General features: G+C 69.5%; 12 protein-coding genes. 7 read left to right on the top strand and 5 right to left on the bottom strand.

Features of this window, described 5'->3' with window-relative positions; all coding sequences use genetic code 11:
- Positions 1-363: 363 nt before the first annotated feature.
- The gene (locus tag ABTY15_RS26300; protein ID WP_350600220.1) at positions 364-1107 is read right to left on the bottom strand and encodes an IPT/TIG domain-containing protein; all 744 of its coding nucleotides are present in this window, start codon (positions 1105-1107) and stop codon (positions 364-366) included.
- A gap of 1056 nt (positions 1108-2163) precedes the next feature.
- Here ABTY15_RS26300 and ABTY15_RS26295 point away from each other — a divergent pair.
- A complete protein-coding gene (locus ABTY15_RS26295) occupies positions 2164-3645 on the top strand; it encodes a Mu transposase domain-containing protein (protein WP_350600217.1) in 1482 nt (493 codons plus the stop codon).
- A gap of 356 nt (positions 3646-4001) precedes the next feature.
- Positions 4002-4424 carry a hypothetical protein gene (locus ABTY15_RS26290; protein ID WP_350600214.1) on the top strand — a complete coding sequence of 141 codons (423 nt, stop codon included), beginning with the start codon at positions 4002-4004 and terminating at the stop codon, positions 4422-4424.
- 271 nt (positions 4425-4695) lie between these two features.
- Here ABTY15_RS26290 and ABTY15_RS26285 read toward each other — a convergent pair whose 3' ends face one another.
- The 3 genes from ABTY15_RS26285 to ABTY15_RS26275 form a co-directional block, all read right to left on the bottom strand.
- Entirely contained in the window at positions 4696-5007 is a 312-nt protein-coding gene (locus ABTY15_RS26285) for a hypothetical protein (RefSeq protein WP_350600212.1), read from the bottom strand.
- Between the two features lie 90 nt (positions 5008-5097).
- Entirely contained in the window at positions 5098-5625 is a 528-nt protein-coding gene (locus tag ABTY15_RS26280; protein WP_350600211.1) for an ATP-binding protein, read from the bottom strand.
- 824 nt (positions 5626-6449) lie between these two features.
- Positions 6450-8429, bottom strand: a complete 1980-nt coding sequence (locus ABTY15_RS26275) for a hypothetical protein (RefSeq protein WP_350600208.1) — start codon at positions 8427-8429, stop codon at positions 6450-6452.
- A gap of 1517 nt (positions 8430-9946) precedes the next feature.
- On the opposite strand from ABTY15_RS26275, the gene ABTY15_RS26270 reads away from it, so the two are divergent.
- Positions 9947-10198: a hypothetical protein gene (locus ABTY15_RS26270; protein ID WP_350600205.1), complete on the top strand. Its 252-nt coding sequence runs from the start codon at positions 9947-9949 to the stop codon at positions 10196-10198.
- 58 nt (positions 10199-10256) lie between these two features.
- A complete protein-coding gene (locus ABTY15_RS26265) occupies positions 10257-10967 on the top strand; it encodes a DUF2637 domain-containing protein (RefSeq protein ID WP_350600202.1) in 711 nt (236 codons plus the stop codon).
- A 504-nt stretch (positions 10968-11471) separates the two neighbouring features.
- Here ABTY15_RS26265 and ABTY15_RS26260 read toward each other — a convergent pair.
- Complete coding sequence (locus tag ABTY15_RS26260; protein WP_350600199.1) at positions 11472-11981, bottom strand: hypothetical protein; 510 nt, start codon at positions 11979-11981, stop codon at positions 11472-11474.
- 223 nt (positions 11982-12204) lie between these two features.
- On the opposite strand from ABTY15_RS26260, the gene ABTY15_RS26255 reads away from it, so the two are divergent.
- The 3 genes from ABTY15_RS26255 to ABTY15_RS26245 are packed head-to-tail and all read left to right on the top strand — an operon-like array spanning position 12205 to position 13909.
- Entirely contained in the window at positions 12205-12330 is a 126-nt protein-coding gene (locus ABTY15_RS26255) for a hypothetical protein (RefSeq protein ID WP_350600196.1), read from the top strand.
- The gene (locus ABTY15_RS26250; RefSeq protein WP_350600195.1) at positions 12327-13310 is read left to right on the top strand and encodes an NADP-dependent oxidoreductase; all 984 of its coding nucleotides are present in this window, start codon (positions 12327-12329) and stop codon (positions 13308-13310) included. The genes ABTY15_RS26255 and ABTY15_RS26250 overlap by 4 nt, the downstream gene beginning before the upstream one ends.
- Before the next feature lie 32 nt (positions 13311-13342).
- Positions 13343-13909: a TetR/AcrR family transcriptional regulator gene (locus ABTY15_RS26245; RefSeq protein WP_350600192.1), complete on the top strand. Its 567-nt coding sequence runs from the start codon at positions 13343-13345 to the stop codon at positions 13907-13909.
- Positions 13910-13928 lie beyond the last annotated feature (19 nt).

Here is a 13928-nt window from a genome sequence, read left to right as displayed (position 1 = left end):
ACCCCGCCCTCGGCCCCCGGTCGCACGACCCCATTCTGAGGCGGGCCCCCGCCGCCGGCCCCGCCCCCCGCCCGCCGACTTGCCAGAAGAATATGTGTAACGCATAGTCACACGTCAAATGCGGAGCGTGGCTGGGCGTGCGGCGGCGCTCTTCACCCCTGCACCGCTTCTGCGCGCCGGGGGAGGTGCCTGACGCGACCTCGACGCGGGTGGCTCCGTCCGGCGCGCGACGGCCGTGAACCCCGCAACCGGGGGGCGGGTGCGGGGGGACGGACCTGCCCGGGCGGGGCCGACGACGGTCCCGCCCGGGCAGACGGCCTCGTCGGCCGTGCGGTTCAGGTGGCCAGTGGCCTGACTCCTGGATCAGATCCCCGGGCCCGCGAGGTACGTGAACGCGCCCACAGCGGTCGCGCTGCCGGCCGTGTTGGTGACCGTGACGTCGGCGGTCCCGGCAGTACCGGGCGGCGTGACGGCGGTGACGACGGTGTCGCTGATGACGACGAACGGGGCCGGCTGGCCGCCGACGGTGACCGACTGGGTGCTGCTCAGGGAGGTGCCGGTGACGGTCACCGCGGTGCCGCCGGAGGTCGGGCCGGAGCCGGGAAGCACGGTCGTCACGGTGGGCGCGTCCACGTAGGTGTAGATGAAGCCGTTGTTGGTTCCGCCCACGGTGGTCACGCTCACCCCGACCGATCCGACCGCCGCGCCCGCGGGCACGGTGACGGTGATGAGGCCGTCGCTGACGACGGTCGGCGTGGCGCTGTTGGCCCCGAAGTTCACCGCGGTGGCGGTCGACAGCCCCGTGCCGGTGATGGTGACGACGTTGCCGCCGGCCAGCGGCCCGGAGGCGTCGCTGAGCGCGGCCTTGAACGGCGCGCCGACGTAGTAGAAGGTCAGCGGGTTGCTGGTACCGCCCAGGGTGGTCACGGTCACCTGGACCACCCCGCTGCCGGACGGCGAGGTGACGGTGACCGAGGTGGGGGTGTTCGCGGTGATGGTGGCCAGCTTGGAGCCGAAGTGCACGGCCGTGGCCCCACCGAGGTTGGTGCCGGTGATGACGACGGTCTGTCCGCCGCCGGTCGATCCCTGGTTGGGGGAGATGGGCACGAGTGCCTCCTTGAAGGAGATGGGTGAACCGCGTGGCGGCGGGCCAGGAGAAGTCACGGGCCGAGCACGGTGCAGGTCGGACCAGGCCCCGGTAAGGACGGAACGGACGGCCGAGGCGGTGAACCGGGCGCAGGCGGGCCGGTCCGCGGGTGTGGCCGGGCCGCTCTCCGGGCGTGCGGACGAGACGGTCCTGGATGACTGTCGCCGGTCGCGGTGGCGGGCGGATCGTTCACGCCTCTGCCAGGAGAGCCCACGGCGCCACCGTCAGTGACCGGCCATACGGCAGGCCGACGCCCCACTCCCCCGGAGAGGATGGGCGACCCACCGGATTGGACGCTCCCAGTAACCCATTGAGGTGACAAGCAGGCAAGGAACTTGACGCTGCATCACCCGATTGGCGGCACGCGCCCCCGAGAGCGCGGCCCGACCCCGGCGCGACCGCCGGGTGGCACGAGGGTTGGCCCCCGGCAGTCGCATGCGCTTCCGGCGTGCGGTGCGCGAGCCCACGAAGTGTCAACTGTTGTTGACGCCCGACCGGTCGGCGTCCGGGCACGGGAGCAGACAGGGGGCGCGCGGGCGCGCCCTCACATCGGCATATGCCACTGACCATTTCGCTGAGCGGCGGCGCCGGCCGGGCAACCCTCCGGGGATCGCGGCCGCGCGCCACGGCGCGCCACGGCGCGCCGAGGCGCAGTCGCGCGACGGGCGGCCGGATGCACGCAAACCCCGGAATTCCGGGGAGAACCGGGAGCGCCCCCGCACCCGCAGAGGTCTGTTCCAGTCGGCTCCCATTGCGCGCTCGCGAAAAATTATCAAGCACCCGACAGCCGGGATCCGGCCACTCTTTGGCCGATCTCCGCGTGCGACTTGACACGACATGCATGGGGCCTTCGGCAATTGCTTGCCGCGCGATTCGCTCACTCAAATTGCACAGCAATCGGTGACGTCTTGAAGAATCCTTTCTGCTCCCGCCTCTGGATTTCGTGTATATTTCCTGGCTTCCCACGGGTCCCGCGAGGGGGCCGTAATCCGTATCGGATCCTTACAGGAGCAAAATTGCTGACCGGAGAGGAATACATCAACATCTGCGCCCTGCGATCCCGAGGATTGTCCATCGCCGCAATCGCCCGCCTCCTCGGCCGCGACCGCAAGACGGTGAGCTCCTATCTGAGCGGGAAGCGCACAGTCGGGGTCCGCAGATCCGGCGGGGGCGAGTTCGAGCGGTTCATCCCCTACTGCCGCCAGCGGCTGCAGGACGATGCCCACTTCGAGGCGTCGGCGCTGTTCGCCGAACTCGTCGACCTCGGCTACGGCGGCGGCTACTCGACCTTCACCCGCGCTCTGCGGACCCATCAGCTGCGTCCCAGGTGCCCGCTGTGCCAGCGTCCGCCCCGCACCCGCCCCGCGCGGCAGGACGACGCCGAGGAAGTGCACTTCCGCTGGTTCGTCTTCTCCGACCCCCCTGCGGACTGGGGCGGCACCCACGCCTGCGTCCTGGTGGGACGCCTGACCCGCTCCCAGCGCTGGAGCGCGGTGCTTGCGGAGCAGCTCGACTTCGGCCACCTGGTCTGCTCCGTCGACCGGATCCTGCGCCAGTTCGGTGGGACCGGCTGGCGCTGGCGCTTCGACCGGACGCAGCCGATCCACTGCCCGGGAGGCGGCAAGCTGACCACAGCGCTGGGCAGGGTCGCGAAGCACTACGGTGTCGTCGCGGATCTCGGTCCGGCGCGGCACGGCGCCGACGACGAGGCGATCGGGCAAGCACTCGCCCTGTGGTGGCGGACCAGTGGGTCGGACACCGGCCCGCTGGAGGCGCAGGAGAGCCTCGACAGGCTGGCCAGGCTCATGCACACCCGCCGGGCCTCGGCACGGGGCGGCCACGACGGGAGCACCGTGCCCGCTGCGCCGGTCCTGCTCGACCTCCCCCACGACCCGTACCCCGCCAGGATCAGCGTGACTCGCGCAGTCTCGGCCAACAGCATGGTGTCCTACCGGGGCAACCTCTACGCGGTTCCACGGCACCTGCACGGCCACGCCGTGGAAGTGCGCCGAAGGCTCGGTGATCCCCTCCTGGCGATCGCGACCCCCCGTGGACGGGTGATCGCTCAGCACGCACTCGCGCCCGACGGTGCCAGCCTGTCGGTCATCGGACACCGGCACGGGATCGGTCTCGAGCGTCCGTTCCCGCTACCGAGGCCTGCCTGCCACAGCAGGATGTACAGTCCGCCGTCCGCCGAAGCGCTCGCGGCGGCCGACGCGCTGCGACAGGACGCCCGCGAGGAGGACGGATTAGAGCCCGGTCGGCAGGCCGGCGGCTCGTCGGCGCGCCCCGGCCGGTCCTGGCGGTGGACGGGCGTCCTCGACCGGATCCGAAAGGAACCCACGGAGGACGACGAGCACGTCCGTTCCGAAACCGTGATCCACCTCGCCGCGCACCGGCAGCACGACCTGACGCCGTACCGGCGAAGCCACACCAACCCGGCGAGGCACCCGAATTGGGCATCACGGAACCGGCAGGAGCCCTCCGAGGGGAGGTAGCGCGTACGACCCGAAGACGTGTGCGGTCGCGCCCCCGCCCTGCGCGCGGCCGGCAGCGGCCGACCGGAGCCGGGTAATTTCACGGACCGGCGGCAGGTGAAACGCCGGGAATTGCTGACAGAATTCCCCATCCCGCCTTCCGGGCCTCGGGCGCCCGACCTTCCCTAAAGTGACCCGGATGGAGTAGCGCAACTTTTGTATGAAGACTACTGAATTCGCCTTCGATTGCCGGAACGTCAATTCTTCGCACCACCCTGCCCGTCTGCGCGCCCTGCCATCCGCGCTCGGCGGTGCATTACGTTCCGTTCATGCTGGCGCCCCGCCGGCATGAACACTTATTTTCGGAGGGGATTCGGATGACCCGTTCTCGTCTTGCCGCCGGCATCGTCGCCGTCGCCATCGCGACCGGCGCTGCCCTCGCCATCGCCCCCGCGGCCCAGGCCGCGGCACCCCCCGCGCTCCGGGTGCCGACGTGTGCCGCCGAACTCGCGGCCGCGCTCGACAGCAACGCGGCGGCCATCGACGCCGACATCGCCGGCGACACCGTCGGCGCTCGCGCCCACAACCTGGACACCCTCGTCATCCTGGCCGGAGCGAGGCACGACTGCACCTGCCAGCCGCCCCGGGTCCGCGCGGACATCATCGCCGCGGCGACCGACAGCGTCCACGCGGCGGTGTCCAACTCGGCCGACGACTCCGCCGCTGCGCTGGACAGCGAGGACGCCGTGGCGGCCGCGTTGACGGACGCCCTGCAGATCGTCTGGTACGCCGGGGTCTGAGGCCTCGCGGCGTACGGGTGCTCGCCGCCGACCTGCTCTCGGCCTACCTGGTCAAGGTCACTTGCCGGTGTGGTCCGCAAAGGCCGGTCGGCGTCCGGCGAGGTGGCTACCGTCTCCGCCTCGCCGGACGGCATCACGGCGCCGTGCGGGCATGACGAGTCCGCGGTGAAGCCGGATCAGCCCGTCCACCGAGTGCGCGGTTGTGGAGCCGCGCACTCGGTGGACGGGCTGGTGCGTGGCCCGCCAGGGCACCTGCCTCAGGACCGGCCGGTCACTGCTGGGGCTGGCGGAACAGATCCTCCTGCATGACGCCGTCTGCGAACATGGCGTTCTCGCTCAAGCCCGCGAGCAGGTCGAGGACAGCGGCGAGCGGCTGGTATTCCGTGCGGGTGGCCGGGCGTTCACCGCACTCCTTCAAGTGCTCCCAGAGCGCGTGGAAGTAGTCCTCGAGCTCCAGACGCGCGTTGAACTGCGCGCTGAGCCCTTCGGGATCGAGGCGGCGCAGGGCGTCGCGGTCGAGCCGGGCCACCGAGTCGATGACGCTGTTGACGATCTCACGGCTCTCGATACCTGAGCTGGGCATGGGTTCTCCTAACGATGTGCGCGGTGGAAGACCGGAGCCGACGCTCGATGCGCCGCCCGGCCTGGCTGGATCGCGACCGTCCCGGAACGGTCAGCACGCCGCGGCGCTCCGACCGGACAGCGGGACGGCGGCCCACACCGAGCAGCTGCCGTCCGTACTGAGCCGCATCCCCCAGTCCTGCGCGTAGTCCGCGACGAGCGCCAGACCCCTTCCGTGGTCCTCATCCGGCGTGGCGCGGTGCAGCCGCGGCACCGCGGAGGTCCTTCCCTGGTCACGGACCTCCAGCAGGAGCCGGTCCGCGGTCCGGCGCAACCAGGCGGTGATGTGCGCGCTGTTGGAGTGCTCGAGGGCGTTGGTGACCAGTTCGGAGATCACCAGCAGGACGGCGTCCCGGGCATGGCCGGCCCGAACGCCCTCGGCGTCCAGCCACAGCCCTGCCAGCCGCCGGGAGATCGGTACCGCGCGGCCCAGGGACGGCAACCTGAAGGACAGCGGACGGCCCCTGACCCAGTGGCGCAGGACATCCTCGGCGAGAGCTTCTGTCGGCCGTCCATTGATCTCTGCGGTGGTCAGTGGAATCTCCTCCTCGGTGAACGGCGGGACCGCTTCTCGGCTCACGAGCCGAATGCGGCTGCCGGTGCGACTGCTCGTGGCTTTCGCGTCCCGGTCCACGCCCGGTGCCTGAGGATCATTTCCTTCGGCGCGCAGCCGGGCGAGCGGGCGCCGGACTGGTGGAAGTAAATCAGAAATAGATTATCCGCGGGGAGCGATCCGCTGCAAGAAAAGGGGGCGCATTTATGCAATGCGGCGCCTAGTGTGACGGTAGGAATAGTTCGTGCCGTCGATGATCGGGCGGAATGAAACTGTCTTGTTCCGTCCACTCGAGTCCGGGTTCACGACGAATGGCGGACAGCCGGGGCCATTGGTCCCGGCCTTCGATGGAGCATTTTGGGACAGGTTTCCCGCCGTGCGCGCAAGGGCGGCGGTGACTCGCTCACGGAATTCCGCACCGGCCCGGCCGAAATCAGCCGTTCCGCTTGTGTGCGTTGCGGCTGGGCCGGCGGTTGGTTCCGGCAGCGGCGGCATCGACCGTCCCGCAGCGGCCCTGGGAGACGACGCGGGCCGGTGCGACGAGAGTCGCACCGGCCCGCGGATCCAATTTCCTCGACCGGGGTACGGCAACGCGCCCCTTCAGCGATGGGGCGCGATCCGGAAGCGCTGGCAGACACCGCAGCTGCTTATCCCCCGGAGAGGATGGGTGACCCACCCGGTTTGGATGCATCCAGTTACTCATCGAGCTGAAACAGCCGCAATCCCCCGGCCGGTCGATTCACCCGTACGGCCGAGTGCACCGGAAATGCAAACCGATTGTGCGACCGGATCGGAAGCCCTTCCGCCAGGAAATTTTCATATCCCGGACCGTTCGCTCGGAAAATTGGACATCATATCCGGAGGTGACTGCCGTTGATCGCGGAATACCGCGTGCGGGAACCGGCCGGAATCCGACGACAGCGATCACGACGCACTGACCGCCGGATCATCGGTAGGGCAGGAACCGGATCCGGGGTGGGGATCCCGACGGGCTGTCCCCGCGCTCGCGCCCGCGCTCGCGTCGGCCTCCGGCGCCGGCGCCGGCAGGCAACCGGCGGGCCATCGGAGAGGCGGACCCGGCGGGAGGTTCCGCGGTGGTGTCCTGCCGGCCGCGCTGCGGCGGCCGTGCCGGTCTTCCCCGCATCGGGTCGGCCGTCCCGCCGCGGAGCGGGATCGGACGCCGCTACGGCTTCCGGGGGCACGGCACGGGACCGGGTCCCGTGCCCGGGCGCCCGGGCGGCGCTTCCTCGACCGGCGGCCTCCGGACGGGAGGCTTCGGCGGTGCCCTGCCGGTGCTGAGCGGCATCGGCGGGGCGGGCCGTCGGCAGAGCCTCGCCACCCCGGGCACCGGTCCGTTCCCGCTCGAGCCGGCGAGCGGCAAGGCGCCGGCGAAGGAGGGTTCCTTCCGACTCGTCGCCCTCCGCCGCCGACCGGTCGGCGGGTTCGCTCGCAGCGGGCGCGACCCGTGTCGTGAGCGGGTGCCCCGGGGGTGGCACGTCCGGCTGGTGACCGGACGGCTCCCACTGCTCCCGGAGCCGGCGGCAGGCGGCAGCGGCGGCGGCGGGACCGCAGGAACGGCAGGTTTCCGGATCGTCGGCGTCGCGGACGACCAGGGGCCCGCGGCAGAGTGCGCACTCGGGGCTTCGGACCGGCCTGCTCCCCGTGACCGTCTCGCTCGCCCGGTCGACGACCTTGATCAGCCAGGGCAGCGGGGAGACCACCGAGGACCACGGCACGGCGCCGACCGGCTCCCTGCGGCGCGCGAACTCCCACGCCGACTCCAGGGCTTCGAGAACCACCGCGCCGTGGGCATCGGCGGACGTGCCGTAGTCGGCGAATGTCGCGACGATGTGCTGAGCGAGGAGGTCGAGCTGTCGCTCGGTCAGCCGGTCCGCCAGTTGCCTCGGAAGACGGCTCAGGGCTGACGACGCGGCTTGCCTGCCGCATCGCTTCTGCTCGTCGGTCATCGACCGGATCGGCTTCCGGCCGGTTTGCCGCCTGTCGCGCCCTGCCGGGCCTGCGCCGTCCCCCGCGGCTCCCGCCGCGTGTCCTCGCGCGCGGGCGCGCACGGCTTCCGGCTCGCGGGACGGACAACCGCCCCCGACCGCGGGCATGTTCAGCAGGTCATGTTGGGAGGATCGTGTTTCTGCCACCGAATCGGGGGTGCTGGATGTCACGGGACCGGGGGGATCGGCTGTCACCGAACCGGCGGTCTCCCGGCTCGGGTCGAGCGGGGCGCCGTGGCAGGAAGTGGGCCCGGAGCCGAAGACCTCGCCACCGTCGCCTGCGGGCCCGTTCGCGGATCGCGGCACGGGGACGGGCCCGCTCGGGAGCGGCTCCGGCTGCCCGTTCGGTACGCGGACGGGCGCGGGATGGACGACGTACCTGTACGCCCCCTTCTTGCCGGCTCCTCTGCTGACCCACCCGTGGGCGAGGAGTTCGGTCACCGCTTCGCGGGCCGTCGCCTCCTTCATCCGGCACTCGCGCGCGATTCGTGCGACGGGAGTGGGTTCGGGGAAGTGCTGCCGCAGGGAGAGGAAGGCATAGACCTTGAACCGGGTGCCGGCCAGACATGCCCGGGCATATGAGCCGACGCACACGGCCAGCTCGTCGTCGGGCAGTGGACGGACACGTCGGTTCATGGTTCCGGTGGCGGGATTTCGAGAAGCCCGGACCAGGTCCTTGGCCTTCGCCTTGGCGATCAGGCGGTTGACACCACCCCGTGACAGCCCGAGCTGCCGCCCGATGGTCTCGTCGGCGGCGAAGCAGAATCCCGACTTCCAGCCGTAGTCCTGCACCAGCGTCACGACCCGGATCAGGTCGCCGGTCAAGTCCCTGTCGCTGAGCCACGCCGCCGGGAATCGGGTGGCGGGCAGGCCGGCCCGCCCGGTCGCCCGGGCCTGCCCGCGAGCAGGCCCGGGACCCCCGGCCGGCTCCGTGCAGACGGTGCCCGAGGACCGCGGGCTCACGGGGCACCGCCGAAAGCCCGGCGCTCGCTCGCCCCGCCGCCCGGCCCTCCCGGCTCGCCCGGCCGCCCGTCGACGCCTGGACCGGTCGACCGGCGATGCGCCGGCCGTCCCGAGGCCGCCGACGCGACTCTTTCCCCGGTCGGCTCCATTTGAGCGGTGGTCACTCGCGCCCGAGAGCCGGTTTGGGGAGGTCCTTGGAGGTTTCGCTCATTCAGAGCCCCGCGTCCTCCTTCTGGAAGGACGGAACAGCGGCTCACGACATGGGCAGGGGGTGGCTGGCAGATTTTGATTCGGTGATGCAAAATGGCAGTGCCTACTTACGGACGTGTGAGAAGGCAACAGCCCGTCAGGACACAGGTTCTCGCCTGATCCCGAGTGTGCAGACGGGCCGAGGCAGCGGTGAAATTCCGTCGTCGACCCAGGTATGTGGCCGGCGATGACGGATACAGGGCGTTCAAAACACCGAGGCATGCGATTGGTGCACAGACGGTGAAGGTCCGGTGGTGCGGACCAAGCCGTCTCCATGCTGCTAGGTCACGTCAAAACCTCCCCGCAGGGGGGGCAAAGTGATTGAAGAGGGTCGAACGAACGAAGAGAAGCGATCGCGAGCGGTCGCTTCTGCCTGACGCGGTTTCGAGTCCAGGCGCCCGAGGGGTGATCTGGAACAGCGATGTCGCACCGACTGCACCCCACAGCCGTCCGGACTCACCGGAGTCCGGACGGCTGATCCACGACTGAACCAAGTCTTGACCAAGAGTACTCCTCCCATCACAGAGTGTGAATACCTCTCGTGTACGACTCATCGTCGGGACCCACTGATTCCGGCCACAGGCAGTAGTTCGTTCGAGTCGGCACGACGGACGGCTCGAACGCCCCTGCCGCCGCCGTCACGCGGAACGTTGCGGCTGTAACTGCGTCGATCGCCACCAGGGCTCGTGCCGACGGCCATGATGCGGCATCCAGCGGTCCTGTCACCAGTCACCCGAAACGGGAAACGTGCAACCGGCCATTCCACGAACGCAATCTGAGCGTCCGTTAATCGGATGACCGAAACGGGAAAGGGGCGCAACGGTGGCCCTGCGTCCGTCCGGAGGCCGGCTGCCGAGCGACTCCGCGCGCGGGCGCGCCCCGCTGGGGAGAATTGCAGAGCATCCGGCACCGTTCGAGGTCGTCCCGCTGCGAACGAGGGGAAGTCGAGCGAGCGGACGGGGTCGCGCTCGCTTCGACCATCCCCGTCCGAGGCCAGCCACAAGAACGCCGCACGCTCGGCGAGGAGCTCGGCGGCCTGGGTAAAAGCTCTGAGCGCCGGCAGCCTGAGCATATTTCAGGACACCCGGATGCCGTACATTTCCCGGCGATTAGCCCATCGTTGTCGGGGCATGAGTCCAACAGCAGTCGAGCCGCCTCTTCCATTGCCGCTGGAGCGAGATCGGATCTGCAGCGCCGGTGACAACTGGCTATTCGTTCCGGACCGGGCGAATGCCGCGGGCGACCTGGAAAGCGGTTATCTCGTGAAGAACGGCGTGCGCGTGGTGCTGACGCATTGCTCACGTCAGCTGGCCGAACTCTTCCGCACCCTGCGTCAGCTCGAGTTCGAGTTCTCGACGCGGCTGCATCGATCAGAGGAGTAAGAGGACTGATCGAGAGCGCCGGCCGCGATCCACGATGACGCAAAACAGGAGGACTGCCTTGTACGAGTCAACGGACATCGATCTCAGCCCCTACTACACAGCTGGATTCAACCCCGATGACGGGGTCATACACAACCATTCCCTCTGGCCGTCCGCCGGGCAGCTGTCCGCCGACCTGTCCTATCCGGTCGTCAACGGCTGGGCCGATCCAGGGATGCTTCCGCATCCTTCGCATGCGGAAGCGGTCGAGCAGGAAGTCGGCGTGCCGGCCATGGGATTCGACCCCCAGTTGATCGCCGAACGCCGGGAGCACCGCGCCCGCCCGGTACGCCGCCGGCCCGACATCCTGGGATCCGTCATCGGATTCCTGACGTTGACGATCGTCACTGTGGTCTGCGTCCTCGACTGGATGATCTCCTATCATCCGCTGCGGGACGTGGCCCTGTCCCAGCTGCCGAGGGGTCTGTCCCAGTACTGGCCGGTCGTCGTCTACGGACCGTGGATGGTCGCGTCCCTCTCCGTTCTGCGTGCCGCTCTGGGAGGACGCAAGGTGGCGAATTCCTGGACGGTCATCCTGGTATTCGCGGGTATCGCCAGCCTCCTGTGCATCGTCAGCACACCCTGCACGATGCCCGAGGCCGTTGTTGCGGGCCTTCCCCCGGTGACGGCTGTGGTGTCCTTGCAGCAGATGGTGCGCCAGTTGCTCGTAACCCGACAAGTGTCCCAGGAGGATCGCCGGCAGAAACCTTCGCACCGGGCGTCTCCGTAGCCCGTGAACGGCGCGGGAGTAACGCCGGGGGGTCCGATGTCCCTGGCCTGGTGTGCCACTGGCGCCCTTGCGAATCTCTGCCTACTCGTGTCCCTGCCGTCGTCTGCAGAGGTCGTCATCTCCTCTCTCTGCCCGAGGCGGATCACACCAAGTTGGCCCAATGGGGTGAATCTTCCCCCTTTCGGGTGATCTCACGTTTGGCACGGGTAGCTACGGAGTGCGTGCTAAGGGCTGCAGACCGTAGCCACGCCCCGGCGCTGAGCTCATACGGCCGGTGACCATCCTCCCGACGAATTGAAAGGAACGACCATGCTCCTCGCTCTGCTCGGCAACCTCGTGGCCTTCCTCGGCTGGCTGCTCTAGCGGTTGTTGACCCACCCGGCGGCGAGCCGGCCCCGCCCGCGCGTTCGGTGACGGGGCCGGACTCCCCAAGAGCCCACCTCCCGCGATCTCGGGCCGGCTCCCGCCTGGCCGAGCGGCCGCAGTTGACGGGGACGTGTTCGGTCAGTCATCAACCCCGAGGAAGAGGATGGTGGCCCAGTCGCTGGTGACCAACAGCAGGCGGCGCGACCATATGGCGCCCATGCCCATGCGCGGGCCGTCGACGTCGCCGGAGCTTCGGACGGGCCCCAGATGGGCTTCGATGAGGTCGGCGATGCCGTCGGCGAGTTCGCCTGCCTGCCGGATCTCAACGGGATTGCGCAGGTTGGCGTCCGGCCACCTGTTGGCGGGCTGCATGTACCCGTCGGTCACCTCTCGGCGGAGAATGTCCCGCCAGGCCCGCGGTGACTCGAACGGGACGACCGACGTTCCCACCTGGTGTCCACTGGCCCCCGCGTCGTACACGGCTTGAGCGAGACTCTTCATCCAGTCATGACCGGGTGTGGTCCCAGCCACCGGGACTACAGGGGACAGCTCTATGGACGACACGAACGGGTTGCGGTCGTCGAGCAGGTACTCGAGTGGTTCGGCCGCGGCTGACACTGCGTCTGGAGCGTCGAGTGGGTTCAGCATGGGCGTCCGGGTCCTCCGTGCGGTTCTGCGCTTCGGCCTCAGTGTGTCAGCTGAGCACGTTCATGCTGCGAGGTTTCTGGGGCGTCCGACGAGCTGACAGCGTTCGAAGCGGACCCCGGCGCGGTCCTCCGCGTTGTAGATCAACCATTGACAAGACAGATCTGTCTCGTTTAGAAAAGGCCGCGTGAATGAAGACCGATCTGTCTTGTTACCTCACCACCGGGTGAGCGCGTTCATCCTCTTCCGCTTCCGGGAGAGGCAGGTGCTGTGGGAGAGCTTCCACTTCGACGTCGCCGCCCTCGCGCGGCAGTGCGGCGTCGCGGCGACCGACCTCGTGGTGGGGTCATGATCGTCGGAGCGCGTCGGCCCAGCACCACGACCATGACGGCGGCGCGGCACGTGGAGTGGGGTTCGCCGCTCCAGATCGCGCAGGTCGACCGGCCCGAGCCGATGGCCGGCGAGGTGAGGATCCGGGTCCGCGCCACCAGTGTGAACCCCATTGACATGCATACCGGGCGGAACGCCGGTTACGAGCAGTCGATGCGCCTGCCGTTCATTCCCGGCTGGGATGTCGCCGGTGTCGTCGATGCCGTGGGGTACGGCGTCACCCGCCACGCGGTCGGCGATCGGGTCTTCGGGCTGGCCTGGTTTCCCTACCCCGCCGGCACGTACGCCGAGTACGTGACCGTTCCCGCCCACCACGTCGTGGCGATGCCGGCCTCCGCGTCGTTCGCCGAGGCCGGGTGCCTGCCCATGGCGGCGCTGACCGCGCAGCAGATGCTCGACGCCGCGCACGTCGAGCCGGGCGATCGGGTCCTGGTCAGCGGAGCATCGGGCGGTGTGGGGCACCTCGCCGTGCAGATCGCCGCGGACCGTGGTGCCGAGGTCGTCGCGCTCGCGCGGCCGAGTCACCACGCGACGCTCCTCGGCCTGGGAGCTCAGGTGTGCGTGGACTACACCGAGCCCGAGCAGATCGCGGCGGCGGGGCGGTTCGACGCGGTCATCGATCTGGTCGGTGGAGAGCTCGGCCGTTCGCTCTTCGACCGCGTCACGCGCGGCGGGTCGATCGCCCTCGCGACCGCCTGGTCGATCCCCACGGACAGCGCTGACGAAGCCGACCGCGGGATCCACGTCGCCTCGTGCCTCGTCGAGCCCGATCCCCAAGGACTCAGCCGGATCGCGTCCCTGGTCGACGCCGGCCGGCTCTGGGTCGTCATCGGAGGCGAGTACGGTCTGACCCGCGCGGCTGAGGCACAACGCTGGGTGCTGGACCGGCGTGGCTTCGGCAAGGTCGCCATCGTGACGGACAGCGAGGAACTCGATAAGTGACTGACAAGCCAAGGCAGTTGCGCGGGGTGGCCGTGCGCGACCACCTGGTCGACACGGCGGCTCGGCTCTTCTACGAGAACGGCACGCACGCGGTCGGCGTCGACGAGGTCGTGCGCCGCTCCGGCATGGCCAAGGCGAGCCTGTACCGGTGGTTTCCCAGCAAGGACGACCTGATCCTCGCCGTCCTCCAGCGGCGCGATGACGACTTCTGGCAGCGATGGGACGCCGAGGCGGCCGCACACCCCGATGATCCACGGGCCGAACTCGACGCTCAGCTCGGCTGGATCGAGGAGCTCGCCACCCGGGACGGCTACCGGGGGTGTGCGTTCGTCAACACCGCCGCAGAGTTCGACCCGGGCAAGGTCGACATTCGAGGGCGATGCCTCCAGCACGAGCGGGAACTCGGCCGCAGACTCCGCGAACTCACCCAGCGCCTGGGCGTTGCCGACAGCGCGCTCCTGGCCGATCAGCTTCATATCGCCATCGTCGGCGCGTTCGCCGTCGGCGGGATCTATCCGTCCGACGGCCCCGCCGCTCGGCTGCGCCAGCTGGCGCATCGGCTGATGGCGGTGTGCCCGGAATCGGCCGCTCATGGCTGAGGCCGCGCGGATCGCCTCC

The sequence above is a fragment of the Kitasatospora sp. NPDC097643 genome (genome assembly GCF_040302625.1).
GTDB lineage: Bacteria > Actinomycetota > Actinomycetes > Streptomycetales > Streptomycetaceae > Kitasatospora.
This window is presented reverse-complemented; position numbering and strand designations above follow the sequence as displayed.

What these genes read in the sequence shown, in the direction of transcription:
- ABTY15_RS26285 (WP_350600212.1), bottom strand. Translation starts at nt 5,007, where the DNA reads ATGCCCAGCTCAGGTATCGAGAGCCGTGAGATCGTCAACAGCGTCATC.
- ABTY15_RS26250 (WP_350600195.1), top strand. Translation starts at nt 12,327, where the DNA reads ATGATCGTCGGAGCGCGTCGGCCCAGCACCACGACCATGACGGCGGCG.
- ABTY15_RS26260 (WP_350600199.1), bottom strand. Translation starts at nt 11,981, where the DNA reads ATGCTGAACCCACTCGACGCTCCAGACGCAGTGTCAGCCGCGGCCGAA.
- ABTY15_RS26270 (WP_350600205.1), top strand. Translation starts at nt 9,947, where the DNA reads ATGAGTCCAACAGCAGTCGAGCCGCCTCTTCCATTGCCGCTGGAGCGA.
- ABTY15_RS26290 (WP_350600214.1), top strand. Translation starts at nt 4,002, where the DNA reads ATGACCCGTTCTCGTCTTGCCGCCGGCATCGTCGCCGTCGCCATCGCG.